This is a genomic window from Brevibacterium sp. 'Marine' (assembly GCF_012844365.1).
Lineage (GTDB): Bacteria > Actinomycetota > Actinomycetes > Actinomycetales > Brevibacteriaceae > Brevibacterium.
On record NZ_CP051626.1, the window covers coordinates 622,457 to 639,862 of the forward strand.

Genomic DNA, 17,406 nt, shown 5'->3' on the forward strand with positions numbered 1-17,406 from the left:
TAGACTCTTCCTGTTCTATCCCCAGTCGCCGACGAGAGAATTTTCTGTTCATGGATATGGCCAGGCTTGCTGCCGACCACGGGCTCGAGAGAGTGGGTGGACGGCCGTCTCTGCCCCAGTACGTCAAACAGCTTCTCAACCGAAGCGACTTCACGTACACGCTTGCGAAGTATCGGATGCAGTCCGAGAACGAGCGCAATCGCCTCGGCATGCTCTGGGTGCTGCTGCGCCCGGCGTTCTCGGCGCTGATCTACGGCACGGTCTTCGGCTTCATCATGCGGGGCGCCACCGCCCGGCCCGACGATTTCGCCCCCTTCGTCATCATCGGCGTCTTCGTCCTCGAGTTCTTCAACACCTCGATGAACGGCGGGGCGAAATCGATCATCTCGAACGCCTCTCTCGTCCAATCGCTGCCGTTCCCGCGCATCGTGCTGCCGATCGCCACGGTGTTCCAGAACCTGCTGAACTTCATTCCCACCTTCATCTTCATGGCACTGCTCGTCATGCTGTGGGGTGCGAAACCAGGGTGGGACTGGTTCCTCTTCATCCCCTTGGTCTTCCTGTTCTGGGTCTTCAACCAGGGTGTGGCCTTCATCTTCGCCCGCGCGACGGTCCACTTCCGTGACCTGTCCCAGGTGACTCCGTTCATCTCCCGGATGATCTTCTACACCTCGGGCGTCTTCTTCGACCTCAAGGTCATGGTCGAGAAGATCAACCCGGCGCTGCAGCCCTTCGCTGATTGGCAGCCGCTGAACAACGTCCTGGCGATCGCCCGCGGCATCCTCATGAAGGACGGTGTCATTCCCTACGATTACTTCTGGCACCTGGCGATCTGGGCATTCGGCATCTTCATCATCGGCTTCGTGTTCTTCTGGCAGGCCGAGGAAAGGTTCGGTCGTGATGAGTGAGACGAACGAAGAGCAGACCTTCGACACCGGCAGCCTGCCCGAGGTGACGCGGAACAACCCGCCCGTCGTCGTCTGCGACAACGTCCACGTCCGCTACAAGACGCTGGCCACGGGCAAGAAGCTCAAGCTCGGCAGCAAGGACGTCATGTCCAAGCGCCGCGAGCTGCGGGAGGTCCACGCCCTCAAGGGCGTCAGCTTCGTCGCGCACAAGAACGAATCCATCGGCATCATCGGCAGCAACGGCTCCGGGAAGTCCACGCTCATGCGGTCGATCACGGGGCTGACCCCGACCTCCGAGGGCGCGATCTATGCGACCTCACGGCCGAACCTCCTCGGTGTCGGTGCCGCTCTGATTCCGGACCTCTCCGGTGCTCGCAACATCATTCTCGGGTCTCTGGCGCTGGGACTCACCCGTGACGAGATCGACGAGAAGTTCGATGAGATCGTCGAATTCACCGGGCTCGAGGACTTCATCGATCTGCCGATGCGCACCTACTCCTCGGGCATGTCCCAGCGGTTGAAGTTCGCGATCGCGACCTCGGTGCAGCATGAGATCCTCATCGTCGACGAGGCGCTCAACGTCGGTGACAAGAAGTTCCGTGACCGTTCCGAGGGCCGAATCCGGTCCATCCGTGAGAACGCCGGCACCGTCTTCCTCGTCTCGCACTCGATGCGCACGATCAAGGACACGTGCAACCGTGCTCTGTGGATCGAGAAGGGCGAGCTGCTCGCCGACGGCCCGGCGCTCGAGGTCATTCGCAAGTACCAGGCCTTCACCAAAGCTGAAAAGGCCAAGGAAGTCGAGCAGGAGCCGGGCTGAGGCACCGCATCCCCTAGCCGAGTCACAGTTCGCTCGGTAGATTCGACGGCATGGACAACAGTTCACGCGAGCCGATCGAGTCACGTCGCATCAGTGACCAGCCTGCGCTGCGCAGCTCGTCCGGCACGATCTGGATCGTGGCCGGAGGGATCTTCCTCGTCGTCATCGCGGGTGTGCTCACAGCGATCATCGTCTTCGGCAGCACGGCGGTGCCCACAGCGATCACCACGATCGTGATAGCGGCAGTGCTCTATCTGATCCTGCTCATCGCCCGCTTCGCCTTTCGACCGGGTCGAGTGCGTCTGTGGGTCATGGCCGTAGCAATGATCGGCATGGCCGTTGCCTCGCTCGTCGGTCTCGTCCTCTGCGTGGGCGCTGCCGCGAGCGGAGCCTGAGACTGCTCAGGCGAGCAGGGACGTGCGCTCGGGCGCGCGGGGCGGCTCTGTCCCTATGCGTTGGACCCTATCCGGCAGAGTTCGGCTGCAAATGCCCCTTGAGGTACTCACCGGTCACGCTGTGTGAGGTGTCCGCGACCTGCTGCGGGGTTCCCGTCGCGACGATCTGTCCACCGTCCTGACCCCCGCCGGGACCGAGGTCGATGATCCAATCGGCGTTTGCGATCATGTCGAGGTCGTGTTCGATGACGAGGACCGTTGCGCCATGGTCAAGCAGCTGTTGGAAGACGCGCACAAGCACACGCACATCCTCGGGGTGCAGGCCCACGGTCGGTTCGTCGAAGACGAAGAGCGTGTGCTGCTGCGACTTCCCGAGCTCGGTGGCGAGCTTGAGCCGCTGCGCTTCTCCGCCGGACAGTGCCGGTGTCGCCTCGTGGAGGGTGAGGTATCCGAGTCCTACATCTTTCAGCGCCCTCAGCCGGGCGTGGACCTTGCGCATCTCGGCAAGGTGGGGCAGCGCCTCGGCGACGGTCATCGCCAACAGATCAGGCAGCGACAGCGGCTGACCATCAGCATCCGAGGCACGGCTGTACTCGTCTGCGTCCGGACTGTACCGGCGGCCCTCGCAGTCAGGGCAGGGGATGTCGACATCGGGGAGGAACTGCACGTCAAGGGTGATCTCGCCGGTTCCTTCGCATTTCGGGCAGCGCAGGGAACCCGTGTTGTACGAGAAGTCCCCGGCCGTGAGCCCGTCGACCTTCGCCGACTCGAGGCGGGCGTACGCTCGGCGAAGGTCGTCGAGCACGCCGGAATACGTGGCCACGGTGGAGCGGACATTGATGCCGATCGGGGTGGCGTCGACGACGTTGACCCGGTCGATCCCGTCGGCGTCGATCTCACGCACATGACCGGGCCGCGAACGTGCGTCGGGGGCCTTGAGCGCGGGGACGAGGCTGTCGAGGACGAGGGTGGTCTTGCCCGATCCGGACACTCCTGTGACGACGGTCAGCCGCTGCCGTGGGATCTCCGCGTCGAGGGCATGGACCGTGTGGATCGGTGCGGTGCGCAATCGGATCCGCCCGTGATCGAAGGTCGCCGAGGCGGCTGCGGACTCGCGTACGAGCGTTTCGGCACGGCCGGTGAGGTAGGGGCCGATGCGGCTCTCGGGATGATTGTCGAGGTCGGCGACGGTGCCGGTGGCCACGACCGTTCCGCCGTCGCGTCCGGAGCCGGGACCGATCTCGATGAGGTGGTCGGCGGCGCGGAGGACCAGCGGGTCGTGGTCGACCATGACGACGGAGTTGCCCTCGTCGAGGAGGTCGGTGATGACGCCCTGAAGGCCGGTGATGTTCGAGGGGTGGAGACCGATCGAGGGTTCGTCGAGGACGTAGAGGACTCCAGTCGTCTCATTGCGCACGGCGCGGGCAAGCTGGACGCGTTGGCGTTCACCGGTCGACAGGGACGAACCGGCCCGGTCGAGGGCGAGGTAGCCGAGTCCGAGATCGAGCAATCGGCGGGCCATTCCGAGCAGCACGTTCACCAACGATCTGGCCATGGATTGCATCGATGAGGGAAGCCCGGCAGGTACGTCCGCGGCCCAGTCGACGAGTTCGTCGAGGGTCTTGGCGGTCGCCTCGGCGAGGCCGATCTCACCGATGCGCGGTGCACGGGCGGCAGGGGAGAGTCGGGTGCCTTTACAGTCGGGGCAGACCTGTTCGGAGAGGAAGCGGCTGACCCGGGCGAAGCGCTTCTCATCGTCCGCGCGTTTGAGTTCCTCGGTCACGGTCAGGCGGGCGTTGCGGAAGGTGAAGTCGAGGTCGTGCAGTCCCTTCTTCGAGGTGACCGTGATGTGCTTCTTCTCTTCGGGGCCCGCAAAGACGATGTCGCGTTCCCAGCTCTCGAGGTCGCGCCAGGCCACGTCGGTGCGGACGCCGAACTCGCGGGCGATCTGTGGTTGGACGTTGAAGCCGAACATCTGCCAGGGGATGACGGTGCCGTCGTCGATCGACAGGTCGGGGTCGCGGATGAGGGAGGCATCGTCGACTTCTCTGATGGTGCCGATGCCCTCGCAGCGGGGGCAGGCTCCACCGGAATTGAAGGCAAGCTCCTCGGCGCCGGGAGCGTGGACGGTCTCACCGCATTCGGGGCAGTCGAAGGGCTCCTCGGCGGCGACGTTGAGGGTCGGCTTCTGTCGGTGTCCGTTGGGACAGAGGTGGGAGGCCAGTCGGGAGAACATCAGGCGGATGACGTTGAGCAGCTCGGTGGAGGTGCCGAACGTCGAGCGGACTCCGGGGACTCCGGGGCGTTGCCGCAGGGCGAGGGCGGCGGGGATATGGCGGACGGTGTCGACATCGGCACGGGCGGCTTGAGCCATGCGCCGGCGGGTGTACGTCGACAGTGCTTCGATGTAGCGCCGCGACCCTTCGGCATAGAGCACTCCCATGGCCAGTGAAGACTTGCCCGACCCGGAGACGCCGGCGATGGCGACGAGGGTGTTCAGAGGCACGTCGATGTCGATGCCCTGCAGGTTGTGCACGCGGGCACCGCGGACCTCGACCGCCGTGGCAGGAGCAGGATTGCGGGCTTCGGTCGACATATCGTGATCGTAACAACCAGCGCTGACATGCCGGACGCTTGCTGAGACAGTATTTGCGACCGGGTATGACCGGACTACAATCGTCACGCTGACGACAACAGGGGCGTACTCGCCAGATCAGAGACACCGATCGGAACGACAGCAAGCAACACCAGACCCAGGATGGCGAGCAACGGTGCCTGCATCCCGTAAGCCAACGAACCACCACCGGCTCCGCCGACCACGGCACCCGGGCACCTACAAGAAGAGGCACACGATGAGTGAGACGATCGAGGTCACCCGCGAAGAGAAGTCGCGGGCCCGCAAAGCCGTAGTGGCGGCCGGATTGGGCAATGCCCTCGAGTGGTACGACATCATCCTCTTCGGGTTCATGGCCACCTCCATCACCGCGGTCTTCTACCCCGGCGAGGGCCTGTCCGCGCAGCTGATGACCTGGGCGACGTTCGCCATCACCTTCGTCGTCCGCCCGCTCGGCGCCATCCTCATCGGCCGCTACGCCGACAAACACGGCCGCAAGTCCGCCCTGTCGCTGACGATCGGTCTGATGACGCTCGGCGTGTTCATCATCGTCATCCTGCCCGGTGAGGCGACCATCGGCATCTGGGGTGCGATCGGCCTCATCATCGCCCGCATCATCCAGGGCATCTCCGCCGGCGGCGAATTCGGATCCGCCACCGCCTTCCTCACCGAGAACGCCAAGCGCGGCAAGGCCTACTACGCGTCCTTCCAGACTGCGACCCAGGGCATCTCGATGTTCCTCGCTGCCGGTGTCTCGTGGATCTTCAGCTCGACCCTGAGCGAAGAGGACCTGCACTCCTGGGGCTGGCGTGTGGCCTTCGCCCTCGGCCTGCTCATCGGACCCGTCGGCTGGTACATCCGCTCGAAGATGGACGACACCCCCGAATTCAAGGCCGCCGAGAAGACCGACAACCCGCTGCGCGTCCTCCTCGGCGAGCACTTCGGTCGTCTGTTCTCCGCGTTCCTCATCATCGCGATGGCCACGATCTCGGTCTACCTCATCACCTTCCTGCCGCAGTTCGCCGTCGGCAACCTCGGACTCGAACCGTGGGCGGCGTTCCCCGGTGCCGTCGTCGCCGGCCTCATCACCCTCATCGGCGCCCCGTTCGCCGGCCGCCTGGCCGACCGAGTGGGTCCGACGACCGTGATGATCCCGACGACTATCGTCGGCATCATCGTCGCGTGGCCGATGTTCATCCTCCTGACCGCGAACCCGTCGATCAGCGTCCTCACCCTGTGCGAGGCGATCGTCGGCCTGTTCATGGTCTTCTACTTCGGCCCGATGCCGGCCCTGCTGTCCGAACTGTTCCCCGTCAAGGTGCGCAGCTCCGGCATGACCATCGCCTACAGCTTCGGTGTCGCGATCTTCGGCGGCTTCGCCCCGCTCATCCTCACCGCCCTGCTCGGCGCGACGGGTCTGCTGACCGTGCCCGGCTTCTACTACGCCGGCCTGTCGCTGCTGTCCCTGATCGGCGTCATCGTCGCCCGGAAGGGGTACAAGCAGGCGTGATCCTCGCCGAGGCGGCGCTGACCCCATGTGGGGGCGCTGACCTCGTGCACGGGTGCCGACCCCACCGAGGTGGGGTTGGCCTCGCCGAGGTGCGCTGACCTCGCCGAGGCGGCGCTGACCTCGCCGAGAAGACGTCGATTCACCATGAATTGACGCACCGACCCATCCGATGCGCAGAGTGCTCCGAATCACGAGTGTTCGATCCCGACTGGGACCGTCCGACTATGAGGAGGAAAGACACCATGCGCACAGCGAAGAAGCTCATGCTCACCCCGGTGCTCGCCCTGACCGCGTTCGGCCTGGCAGCAGGCCCCGCGGCCGCGGCGACAGCCGGAAGCAGCGACTCCGAACAGGGCTGGACCTACCAGGCCGATCTCAATGAGGTCAACGACAGCGGCGCCTCGGGCGACATCATGATCACGCTCAAAGGCGATCAGGCGATGATCACCGAACACGTCGAAGGACTGGCCGAAGACTTCCAGGACGGCCCGTACCCCCACGTCCAGCACATCCACGTCAAGGCCAACGGCAGCGCCGAGTGCCCGACCGCCTCGGCGGATGAGGACGGCGACGGAATCGTCAACACCCCCGAAGGCGGAGCCGCCTACGGTGAGGTGTCCGCGACCCTGACCGACTCCGGTGACACCAGCGCCGACGCCGCGGTCGATGTCGAACACGCCGGCATCAAGGGCGGGTCGGCCACCTACGAGCGGACCATCGACCTCGACGCCGACACGAAGGAAGCGATCAAGGACGGTCGCGCCACCGTCGTCGTGCACGGACTCGATCCCGCCAAGCAGTCGCAGGAGGTCCAGGACGCCAAGAGCCCCCTCGACGACAGCCTGCCGCAGGCCGCCACGGCCCCGGCACTGTGCGGGACGCTGGCTGACAGCCAGATGGGACAGCCGCCCAAGGGCGGACCGGACACCGGCGGCGGAAGCACCGCCGGCACCGATGACACCGTGATGCTCGCCGCCGGCGGGGGAGTCCTCGTGGCAGCGGGAGCCGCTTTCGCGATCTCCCGGAAGCGGAAGTCATCGGCCGAAACCCGGTGACCTTCGACCACGACTGAGACAGGAGCGAGATGAACGGCAAGCAGGCCAGGACCGGCCGCGGCAGAATCGCATGGACCGCGGCGGCCCTGGCCCTGCTTGCCATCGCTGCCGTGCTCATCACCGCCGGTCTTCTCACCGACCACTCACCACCCCAACCCGATGCCGACTCCGCTGCTGAACAGTCCGAGTCGCGCACGACACCGTCGGCCGATGCACAGCCGACGGATCCCTCGACTCCCCGGACCGAACAGAGCAGCGACGGCGATCAGCAAGCCGGTATGGAGGCCTCGGCCCCCACCCGGCTGCGGATCCCGGCGATCGACGTCGACACCAGCCTCATGGACTTGGGGCTGACCGCCGACGACGAGCTCGAAGTCCCACCCCTGGGCAAGGACGCGCCCGCCGGCTGGTACAAGCGTTCACCCACCCCCGGCGAGGTGGGGCCTTCCCTCATCGTCGGACACGTCGACTCCGCCTCGGAGGGACCTGCAGTGTTCTACCGCCTCGGTGCACTCGAGCCCGGAGACACCGTGTCGGTCACCCGGGAAGACGGCTCCGAAGCCGAGTTCACCATCGACGACGTCACCGACTACGGCAAGGACTCGTTCCCCGACTACCGGGTCTACGGCAACACCGAGGACCCCGAGATCCGCCTGATCACCTGCGGCGGGGAGTTCGACGACGACACCGGTCACTATGAGGACAACATCGTCGTCACCGGCCACCTCAGCGACGGCGGGTGAGGCTAAGCGACGGCGGGTGAGTCCCCGCAACCGCTTGTGAGCGCCCGCAACCGCGTGTCCAAAGGGCAGGTGCAGAGCCTTAGGGGTCTGCGCCTGCCCTTTGAGCACGCGGATGCAACTTCAGTTGCCGCCTACATGGCATGTTTGACGCCCTTCCTGACCAACACCCAGTTCGCCGGAAAACTCGTGAGGAAGCCCAGCATCATCGCAATCTGCATCATCAGCCAGAAGACCGGTGAATCGGGTTCTGGCGGCGAGGAGAAGAAGACCAGAGACACCAGTGCCATCCAGCCGAACATGCCGACTTCGAATGCGACCAGCGAGAGTGTGTCTGCCTTGATGGCATTCTTCAGGGCGTCCTTGGGGCTGTCGTGTTTGGTGAACCCCATCCCGAAGTACTGGAAGGCGATGCCGAAGATGTATGCCAGTGCGAACTCAACGACGTAGTCGGTGAGCAGGCTCGAACCGGCGATGACGAAGCCGGTGAGGAAGACCAAGGGTGCACCGATCATATCGCCGAGTGAGCAGCCGGCACTGCAGTGAGTTGTAGAGACGAACACGCTCTGCCAGAACGGCTTGCCCTGATCGTGGGAGTCCGTGGCATCCGTTGATTCGTGGTGCGACCGTCCCAGTGTGAAGTACGCCCAGATGCCGACGAGAGGGAAGAAAAGGCCGATGAGCGGCCAGACGAGGTTCATGATCGGCATCATCGACTGCCGGTGGCGCGTGATGTCGATGCTGATCGTCACTGCCTGGCCAGCGCTGACGGCGAGGGAAGTCCAGGCGAGCACTTCAAGCCATTCCATGGCGTCTCCGATCTGCCGTGGTCCGAGCCTTCCTGTCTGTCGCAGGCGCACACTTCGATCAGTGGGCGGACGCGACTGTGGCCACTCTATTCCCATGCGCGGCGCTCGTACACCGGGTGCCGGGACCGGGTCGTTGCCACGATCGCACCTTAAGCGAATCCGCTCGACGGGGCGGCGGAATGAACGCCACTCACCTGCCGGTGGTCGCTTCGGGCCCGGCCTCCCGACGCCGCTCACCCGCCGTGGTGAGTGCCCGCAACCGCGTGTTCAAAGGGCAGGTGCAGAGCCTTATGGGTCTGCGCCTGCCCTTTGAACACGCGGATGCAATTTCAGTTGCCGACGGCCACCTCGACGCCGGCCTCCTCGGCCTCCTCGGCCTTCCGCGCCTTCGCGGCCACCCGCTCCAGGCGGACGACGTGAGCGAGCAGTGCGAACCAGACGAGAGCCAGGCCGGCGAGCGTCAGCCACACAGCAGATGCATCCAACCCGAAGGCGAGCAGGATGGTGCGGATATTCGTGAGGATGATGATTCCGCCTGCGGCGACAGCCAACACCTTCGCCGGCAGCAGCTTGACCAGCCATGCGGCGAACGGTGCGGCGATGACGCCGCCGACGAGCAGCGCCGCCACGATCTGCCACTCGATGCCCTGCGATCCCAACGCGATGAGGAACCCGAGCGAACCGCCGACGGCGACGACGAACTCACTCGTGTCGATCGATCCGATGACCTTCCGCGGCTCCAAACGACCTGATGAGAGCAGCGTCGTCGTCCCGACCGGACCCCAGCCGCCACCGCCGATGGCATCGAGTGCTCCACCGACGAAGCCGACCGGCACGAGCATCCCCGCACTCGGCCGCGACTTGAACTCCGGACGCTTCCCACCCAGTGCAAGGAACCGCCAGATCACGTACACCCCGAGCGCGAGCAGGATCCCCGAGATCCACGGGGTCGCAGCCTCCCCATTGAGACTGGCGAGGAACGTCGACCCGAGGACCGCGCCGATGAAGCCGGGCCCGGCGAGGATGCCCACCGTCCGCCAGTCGACGTTGCCGAACCGATGATGGGAGATCCCCGACACCAGACTTGTGCCCAGCTCGGAGAAATGCACCGCCGCCGAGGCGGCCGCCGGTGCCGTCCCCGCCGCGAGCAGCAACGTGGTTGAGGTGACCCCATAGGCCATGCCCAGGGAACCGTCAATGAGCTGCGCAATGAGGCCGACGATCCCGAGGATGATGAGCTGACGCATGTGCTTGCCTTTCGTGGATGACGCGAAGGAGGTGGAGGCGCAGACGGTGAGGACGACGTCGACGACGCGGACGTGTCAGACGCGCAGAAGTGCGTTGACAACACACACTAGCGAAACTGTTGAGCAGAATGGGAAATCAACGGCAATCCTACGAACTCGGTCGCCGTATGTCGAAAGATGACGCCACATGGCGAAATTACGCTGATGACAAGCCTGAGTGCAGGCCCCAAGCGGATGGGTTACGCTGTGGCAATGCATTCAAGAGTGACGAAAGCTGATCGCACCGGCCGCTCAGCCGTTGAGCAATCAACGTATTCGACTCATGGGCGGGCACTGTGACACGGGCCGACGCTGGGATACCGGTGGGCGCTGTGACGGGGCTGCCGTCGGTGGGTCTGATCTCCCACGGAACCTCATCGCCGACCGGTCAGGTCCTCATCGAGGTGCTCGCCGCGGAGGTCGCCACGGACCTGCGCATTCGGGGCATCGCCGACGAGGTCATGCTCGGGCATGTCGACGTCCAGAAGCCCGACGTCGACGAGGTGATCGCCCGACTGCCCGCCGACCGTCCGGTGATTCTCGTGCCGCTTCTGCTCTCGCCGGGCTATCACGTCCATGTCGACCTCGCCGAGGCGGTCGGTCGTGCCGCTGAATCGGGCCGTGATGTTCGACGGACCCCCACGCTCGGCCCGGATCCGCGGCTCGCGGAGATCCTCGCCGATCGACTTCCGCCCTTGCGGGACAATGACGAGGTCATCCTCGCCGCCGCCGGTTCGAGTGACGAGCGGGCGAACGAGTCCTGCCGTGAGATGGGCATGCTGCTGGCGGCAGAGCTCGAGCGTCCCGTCGAGGTCGGCTTCCTCGCCGGCGGGGGAGTGCCGTTGAAAGACCTCGTCGAGCAGAGCCGCAGTCGCGGTGCCCGCCCCGTGCTCGCGAACTACCTGCTGGCTCCGGGATTCTTCGACGACCTCGCACGCAGACTCGTCGAGGCCGGGGCGAACGGCGACAGTGGCCCGGTGGGTGTCCTCGCTCCGCCTCTGCTCACCGGCGGCGCCGCTTCCGCTGTGCCGCCGCGGCTCGTCGACATCGTCCGCGATCGAGTCCGCGAAGGCGTCCGCGCCCAGCAGCAACCCCGCGCTCAGATCCACGAATCCGCGCCGGACATGCTCAACGCCTGACCGCACTCGTGGCAGACCGTGACGCCATATGTCACTCCGTGACACAAACCCTTCGGTAATTTGTTGAGCAATTCGGCATTCATGTAGCGTGACTCATCACTGGTTCCCCTCAGCGTTTGGAGACAGCAATGTCCACTCAGGTGGAAGAGAACAAGGAAACGGCAGGTAAACGAGCCGCAAAGCGGCCCGTCAGCCCGAAGAAGTCCAATGGGCAGTGGAAGATCGACGGTCATGAACCGTTGAACAAAAACGAAATCGACAAGGCCGAGGACAACGGCCTCAACGTTCGCGCCCGGATTGAGACCATCTACGCCAAGCGCGGATTCTCTTCGATCGACTCCGACGACCTGCACGGCCGCTTCCGCTGGTGGGGACTGTACACCCAGCGCAAACCCGGAATCGACGGCGGTCGCACCGCGAAGCTCGAACCGCATGAGCTCGAAGACGAATACTTCATGCTCCGTGTCCGGATCGACGGCGGCAAGCTCACCACCGAACAGCTGCGGGTCATTGCGGACATCTCCACCGAATTCGCCCGCGACAGCGCCGATCTCACCGACCGCCAGAACATCCAGCTGCACTGGATCGAGATCGAGAGCATGCCCGAGATCTGGCGCCGCCTCGAAGCCGTCGGACTCCAGACCACCGAAGCCTGCGGCGACGTTCCCCGCGTCATCCTCGGCTCACCCGTGGCCGGCATCGCCGCCGACGAACTCATCGACCCGACACCGGCGATCGAAGAGATCTCCCGCCGCTACATCGGCGACCAGTCACTGTCGAACCTGCCGCGCAAGTACAAGACCGCGATCACCGGCCACCCCAGCCAGGACGTCGTTCACGAGATCAACGACTGCTCCTTCGTCGCCGTCGACCACCCCGAACACGGCATCGGCTACGACCTGTGGGTCGGCGGCGCCCTGTCCGTCGTGCCCCGCTTCGCCGAACGCCTCGGCACCTGGGTCGCCCCCGACCAGGTCGTCGAGACGTGGCTGGGCGTCACCCAGATCTTCCGCGACTACGGCTTCCGCCGCCTGCGCAACAAGGCCCGACTGAAGTTCCTGCTCGCCGACTGGGGTCCGGAGAAGTTCCGCGAGATCCTCGAAACCGAATACCTCGGCTACAAACTCGCCGACGGTCCGGCACCGGCCAAGCCGCTCACCGCCGGCGACCACGTCGGCGTGCACAAGCAGACCGATGGCCGCTACTACATCGGCGTCAGCCCCGTCGTCGGTCGCGTCTCGGGCACCCTGCTCGGCCAACTCGTCGACCTCGCCGAGAAGTACGGATCCACCCGCCTGCGCACCACCCCGCACCAGAAGGTCCTGTTGCTCGACATCGAGGAGAAGGACGTCGAAGCCGTCGTCGCAGAACTCGACGCCTTGGGCCTGTCCAGCCGCAAGGACCTCTTCCGCCGCTCGACGATTGCGTGCACCGGCATCGAATACTGCAAACTCGCCATCGTCGAGACCAAGCAGACCGCAGCCGACACCATCACCAAGCTCGAGGAGCGCCTGGCTGACATCGAGGAGCTGCCCCACCCGATCAGCTTCCACCTCAACGGCTGCCCGAACTCCTGCGCCCGCATCCAGACCGCCGACATCGGGCTCAAGGGCCAGATCGTCACCACCGACGACGGCGAACAGGTCCCCGGCTTCCAGGTCCACGTCGGCGGAGGCCTGGCCTCGAAAGACCGCGACGAAGCCGGACTCGGCCGCACCGTCCGCGGACTCAAGGTCACCGCCGAGAACCTCAGCGACTACGTCGAGAAGCTCGTCCGCCGCTTCCTCGCCGGGCGCGAGGAGACCGAAACATTCTCCGAATGGGCCCACCGCGTTGACGAGGAGGAACTGGTATGAGCACCACCGACACAACCGCGAACCGAACAACGGCCCAGACACCGGCGCAGCCCCGCCCCGAACCACGTCCGGTCGAGGAGCTCAAAGCCCTCGCCGAGGCGGGTGCCCGTGAACTCGCCGGTGACCCTGAGAACGGTGTTCCCGAGGCCAACCCCGCCGACGTCATCCGCTGGGTGTCCCGGAACTTCGACACCGCGGCCTGCGCCGTGGCCTGCTCGATGGCCGACGCCGCCCTGCCGCACTACGTCGCCCAGTACCAGCCCGGCGTCGACGTCCTCTTCCTCGACACCGGCTACCACTTCAAAGAGACCTATGACACCCGCAACGAGGTGGCCCGCCGGGTCGATGTCCACATCGTCGACGTCCTCCCGGAGCAGACCGTCGAAGAGCAGGACGCCGAATTCGGCAAGGACCTCTTCGCCCGCGACCCGGGCCTGTGCTGCGCCCGCCGCAAGGTCGCACCGTTGAAGAAGTCACTGAAGGGCTACGAACTCTGGTTCACCGGAGTCCGCCGTGACGAGGCCCCGACCCGGACGAACACACCGCTGATCACCTTCGATGAGAAGAACGGCCTGGTCAAGGTCAACCCCCTGGCCGCGTGGTCCTTCGATGACCTCCTCGACTACTCGCGCGCCTTCGACGTCCCGGTCAACCCGCTGCTTGACCAGGGATACCCGTCGATCGGCTGCCAGCCCTGCACTCGCCCCGTCGCCGAAGGGGAAGACCCCCGCGCCGGCCGTTGGGCCGGATCGACCAAAACAGAATGCGGACTCCACACATGAGCATCGACGCCCAGTTCAACCACGACACCCGCACCACCGCCGAGGCGGCACCCGCCCACAACTCGGGCGCGAGCCTGTCCACCCTCGACGTCCTCGAATCCGAAGCGATCCACATCATCCGTGAGGTCGCCGCCGAGTTCGAACGCCCCGTGCTGCTGTTCTCCGGCGGCAAGGACTCCGTGACGGTCCTGCACCTCGCGGCGAAGGCGTTCTGGCCGGCGAAGATCCCGTTCGGACTCCTCCACGTCGACACCGGACACAATTTCGACGAGATCATCCGCTTCCGTGATGAGACCGCGGAGAAGTACGGCCTTGACCTCACGGTGGCGAAAGTTCAGGACTACATCGACGACGGCCGCCTGCGCGAACGCCCCGACGGGACCCGCAACACTCTGCAGACCCAGCCTTTGCTCGACGCGATCACCGGCGGGAAGTTCGACGCCGTCTTCGGCGGTGCCCGCCGCGACGAGGACAAAGCTCGGGCAAAGGAGCGGATCCTGTCCCTGCGCGACGAGTTCGGCAGTTGGAACCCCAGCAGCCAGCGCCCCGAACTGTGGAACCTCTTCAACGGCCGCCACCTGCCCGGCGAACACGTCCGCGTGTTCCCGATCTCGAACTTCACCGAACTCGACGTGTGGAGCTACATCGCCCGCGAAGGCATCGACCTGCCCGAGCTCTACTTCGCCCACGACCGCGAAGTCTTCGCCCGCGACGGCATGTGGTGGGCCACGGGCGAATTCTCCACCCCGCGCGAGGACGAGACAGTCACGACCAAGAAGGTCCGCTACCGCACCGTCGGGGATATGAGCTGCACCGGAGCCGTCGAATCGAGCGCCGATGACCTCGAGTCCATCCTCGCCGAGGTGGCCGCCACCACTGTGACCGAGCGCGGAGCCACGCGCGCCGACGACCGGATCTCGGCCGCGGCGATGGAAGACCGCAAGAAGGACGGGTACTTCTGATGACCACAACCACTGACGCAACCGCCGCCACCACCACCGTGGCGACGCCGACCTTGGACACGACGACGAAGACGCTGCTGCGCTTCGCCACCGCCGGATCCGTCGACGACGGCAAATCCACCCTCGTCGGCCGGCTCCTCCACGATGCGAAGGCGATACTGGCCGACCAGCTCGCCGCCGTGACCGCGACCAGCCGGGAACGCGGATTCCTGGGAGGTGAGTTCGACTTCGCTCTGCTCACCGACGGTCTGCGGGCCGAACGGGAACAGGGCATCACCATCGACGTGGCCTACCGGTACTTCGCCACCGACCGTCGCTCGTTCATCCTCGCCGACTGCCCCGGACACGTGCAGTACACGCGGAACATGGTCACGGGAGCCTCGACCGCCGATGCTGTCGTCGTCCTCATCGACGCCCGCACCGGAGCGACCGAGCAGACCCGTCGACATCTGACCGTCGTGTCCCGTCTGGGCATCCGCCACGTCATCATCGCCGTCAACAAGATCGACCTCGTCGACTACGACCAGGCAGCGATCGAGACGGTTGAAAACGACATCAAGACCCTCGCGGACGAGATCGGCCTCGAGACCCCGCACCTCATCCCGATCTCCGCACTGGCCGGGGACAACATCGCTGCGACCTCGGACAACACACCGTGGTACCAGGGTTCGGCACTGCTCGAACTCCTCGAGACCCTGCCGAGTGCGGATGAGGACACCGCCGCCCTCGAGGCCTTCCGCCTCGACGTGCAGACCGTGCTGCGTCCGCAAGGGGGACTGGCACCGGGGCTCGACCCCGAGGAATTCCGGGACTACCGGGCGGTGGCCGGACAGATCACGGCCGGGCGGGTCAGCCTCGGCGATGAGATCGAGATCCACCCCGCCGGGCTGACAACGACCGTAACCGGAATCGATACCGCCAGCGGTCCCCTCGAAACCGCGAGTGCGCCGCTGTCGGTGGCGCTGCGACTGGCCGATGACGTCGATACCGCGCGCGGCAGCGTCATCGCCGCGGCCGGAACCCTGCCCACCCCGCGCCGGGAACTGCGCGCCGAGGTCTTCCCCTTCACCGCCGAGGGCCTGCGCACCGGGGATCGGGTGCTCATCAAGACGGGGACGACGACCGTGAAGGGCATCGTCACCATCGAGGCCAAACGCAACCTCGAGACCTCCAAGACCGAACCCGCCGAGGTGCTCGCCGGCAACGACATCGGCCTGGCCCGGGTGAAGCTGTCCGCCGAGCTGCCGGTCCCGGACTTCCGCGACCACGGTACGGCCGGAGCCTTCGTCGTCATCGACCCGCAGTCGGGCAACACCCTCGCGGCGGGAATCCACACTCCCGAGGCGGCCCACGCCGTCGAGGCCCCCAGCCCCGAATCCATCGAGGACCAGTCATGACACTCTTCCTCCCACAGCAGCCCGGAACGGTGCTGCTCGTCGGTGCCGGACCGGGCGATCTCGGACTGCTCACCGTCACCGGTCTGCGCGCCTTGGAACGCGCCGATGTCATCGTGGCCGACCGGCTCGGCGCCCGATCGGTCATCGATCAGCTCGAAACCGAACGCGGCGCACCCCTGGAGGCGGAGATCATCGACGTCGGCAAGCAGCCGGGGCACCATCCGGTGCCGCAGAGTGGAATCAACGACATCCTCGTCGAACAGGCGAAGCTGGGCCACCGGGTCGTCCGCCTCAAGGGCGGGGACCCGTTCGTCCTCGGACGTGGGGGAGAGGAGGTCACCGCCTGCCGGGCCGCCGGAGTCGATGTCCGCGTCGTTCCCGGGGTGACCAGCGCGAACTCCGTTCCCGCGGTCGCCGGAATCCCGCTCACCCACCGAGGTGTGGCCACCTCGTACACAGTCGTGACCGGTCACGACCAGCTCAGCGAGATCGGCGGGGGACGCGACCACACCGTCGTCGTGCTCATGGGAGTGGGCACACTCATCAACTCGGCGATGGTGCTCGCCCGCACCGGACGCGGTGACGACTGCCCGGTCGCGATCGTCGAAGACGGATTCGGTGAGAACCAGCGGGTGACCATCGGCACCCTCGGCGACATCGCCTTCCGTGCGGCTCGCCGAGGCGTCCGGTCACCGGCCGTGATCGTCGCCGGTGATGTCGTGACCCTGAGCCCCTACGCCGATGGTGCGTTCACTCAGGCGACCGAGCCTGCTGCATCGGCATCCGAACTCGTGAGGAACCCATGACCTACATCATCGCCCAGCCGTGCGTGGACCTGAAGGACCGAGCCTGCATCGAAGAGTGCCCGGTCGACTGCATCTACGAAGGCACCCGCTCCCTCTACATCCACCCCGACGAATGCGTCGACTGCGGGGCGTGCGAACCCGTGTGCCCCGTCGAGGCGATCTTCTACGAAGACGATGTGCCCGATGAGTGGGAGGCCTACTACAAGGCGAACGTCGAATTCTTCGACGACATCGGCTCCCCGGGCGGAGCAGCCGCCCACGGGGTCGTCGACAAAGACCATCCCTTCATCGCCGCACTGCCGCCGCAGAACACCGACGACTGAACTC

The 17,406-nt window shown here is 65.8% G+C and carries 16 protein-coding genes; 13 read left to right on the top strand and 3 right to left on the bottom strand.

The window, feature by feature from the left end:
* The first annotated feature begins 50 nt into the window (after positions 1–50).
* From HF684_RS02730 to HF684_RS02740, 3 genes are read left to right on the top strand one after another with little or no spacing between them, the layout of a single operon-like run.
* A complete protein-coding gene (locus tag HF684_RS02730) occupies positions 51–908 on the top strand; it encodes an ABC transporter permease (RefSeq protein WP_169251249.1) in 858 nt (285 codons plus the stop codon).
* Positions 901–1,728, top strand: coding sequence for an ABC transporter ATP-binding protein (locus tag HF684_RS02735; RefSeq protein ID WP_169251250.1), 828 nt, complete (start codon positions 901–903; stop codon positions 1,726–1,728). Before HF684_RS02730 ends, HF684_RS02735 begins: the two co-directional genes overlap by 8 nt.
* A 50-nt stretch (positions 1,729–1,778) precedes the next feature.
* Entirely contained in the window at positions 1,779–2,123 is a 345-nt protein-coding gene (locus HF684_RS02740; RefSeq protein WP_169251251.1) for a hypothetical protein, read from the top strand.
* Positions 2,124–2,190: 67 nt separating this feature from the next.
* Here the strand turns inward: HF684_RS02740 and HF684_RS02745 are convergent, their stop codons facing one another.
* On the bottom strand, positions 2,191–4,719 hold the full coding sequence (locus tag HF684_RS02745) for an excinuclease ABC subunit UvrA (RefSeq protein WP_169251252.1): 2,529 nt from the start codon (positions 4,717–4,719) through the stop codon (positions 2,191–2,193).
* Positions 4,720–4,975: 256 nt separating this feature from the next.
* On the opposite strand from HF684_RS02745, the gene HF684_RS02750 reads away from it, so the two are divergent.
* The 3 genes from HF684_RS02750 to HF684_RS02760 all read left to right on the top strand — a co-directional run bounded on the left by HF684_RS02750 (position 4,976) and on the right by HF684_RS02760 (position 8,045).
* Entirely contained in the window at positions 4,976–6,247 is a 1,272-nt protein-coding gene (locus tag HF684_RS02750) for an MFS transporter (RefSeq protein ID WP_169251253.1), read from the top strand.
* Positions 6,248–6,489: 242 nt separating this feature from the next.
* Positions 6,490–7,302, top strand: coding sequence for a hypothetical protein (locus tag HF684_RS02755; protein ID WP_169251254.1), 813 nt, complete (start codon positions 6,490–6,492; stop codon positions 7,300–7,302).
* Between the two features lie 29 nt (positions 7,303–7,331).
* Positions 7,332–8,045 carry a class F sortase gene (locus HF684_RS02760; protein ID WP_169251255.1) on the top strand — a complete coding sequence of 238 codons (714 nt, stop codon included), beginning with the start codon at positions 7,332–7,334 and terminating at the stop codon, positions 8,043–8,045.
* A 131-nt stretch (positions 8,046–8,176) separates the two neighbouring features.
* Here the strand turns inward: HF684_RS02760 and HF684_RS02765 are convergent, their stop codons facing one another.
* Both HF684_RS02765 and HF684_RS02770 read right to left on the bottom strand, forming a co-directional pair.
* Positions 8,177–8,851: a DUF4396 domain-containing protein gene (locus tag HF684_RS02765; protein ID WP_169251256.1), complete on the bottom strand. Its 675-nt coding sequence runs from the start codon at positions 8,849–8,851 to the stop codon at positions 8,177–8,179.
* Between the two features lie 329 nt (positions 8,852–9,180).
* Positions 9,181–10,098 carry a sulfite exporter TauE/SafE family protein gene (locus HF684_RS02770; protein ID WP_169251257.1) on the bottom strand — a complete coding sequence of 306 codons (918 nt, stop codon included), beginning with the start codon at positions 10,096–10,098 and terminating at the stop codon, positions 9,181–9,183.
* Positions 10,099–10,460: 362 nt separating this feature from the next.
* Here HF684_RS02770 and HF684_RS02775 point away from each other — a divergent pair, with 362 nt between their 5' ends.
* The 7 genes from HF684_RS02775 to fdxA all read left to right on the top strand — a co-directional run bounded on the left by HF684_RS02775 (position 10,461) and on the right by fdxA (position 17,402).
* Positions 10,461–11,276 (top strand): CbiX/SirB N-terminal domain-containing protein, encoded by an 816-nt coding sequence (locus tag HF684_RS02775; protein WP_169251258.1) that lies wholly within the window; start codon positions 10,461–10,463, stop codon positions 11,274–11,276.
* 128 nt (positions 11,277–11,404) lie between these two features.
* Positions 11,405–13,132: a nitrite/sulfite reductase gene (locus tag HF684_RS02780; protein WP_169251259.1), complete on the top strand. Its 1,728-nt coding sequence runs from the start codon at positions 11,405–11,407 to the stop codon at positions 13,130–13,132.
* Entirely contained in the window at positions 13,129–13,914 is a 786-nt protein-coding gene (locus tag HF684_RS02785; RefSeq protein WP_169251260.1) for a phosphoadenylyl-sulfate reductase, read from the top strand. Before HF684_RS02780 ends, HF684_RS02785 begins: the two co-directional genes overlap by 4 nt.
* The gene (cysD, locus tag HF684_RS02790) at positions 13,911–14,876 is read left to right on the top strand and encodes a sulfate adenylyltransferase subunit CysD (protein ID WP_169251261.1); all 966 of its coding nucleotides are present in this window, start codon (positions 13,911–13,913) and stop codon (positions 14,874–14,876) included. The genes HF684_RS02785 and cysD overlap by 4 nt, the downstream gene beginning before the upstream one ends.
* Positions 14,876–16,273, top strand: coding sequence for a GTP-binding protein (locus tag HF684_RS02795; RefSeq protein WP_169251262.1), 1,398 nt, complete (start codon positions 14,876–14,878; stop codon positions 16,271–16,273). Before cysD ends, HF684_RS02795 begins: the two co-directional genes overlap by 1 nt.
* Positions 16,270–17,079: a uroporphyrinogen-III C-methyltransferase gene (cobA, locus tag HF684_RS02800; RefSeq protein ID WP_169251263.1), complete on the top strand. Its 810-nt coding sequence runs from the start codon at positions 16,270–16,272 to the stop codon at positions 17,077–17,079. The genes HF684_RS02795 and cobA overlap by 4 nt, the downstream gene beginning before the upstream one ends.
* Complete coding sequence (fdxA, locus tag HF684_RS02805) at positions 17,076–17,402, top strand: ferredoxin (RefSeq protein ID WP_025776713.1); 327 nt, start codon at positions 17,076–17,078, stop codon at positions 17,400–17,402. Before cobA ends, fdxA begins: the two co-directional genes overlap by 4 nt.
* Positions 17,403–17,406: the final 4 nt, after the last annotated feature.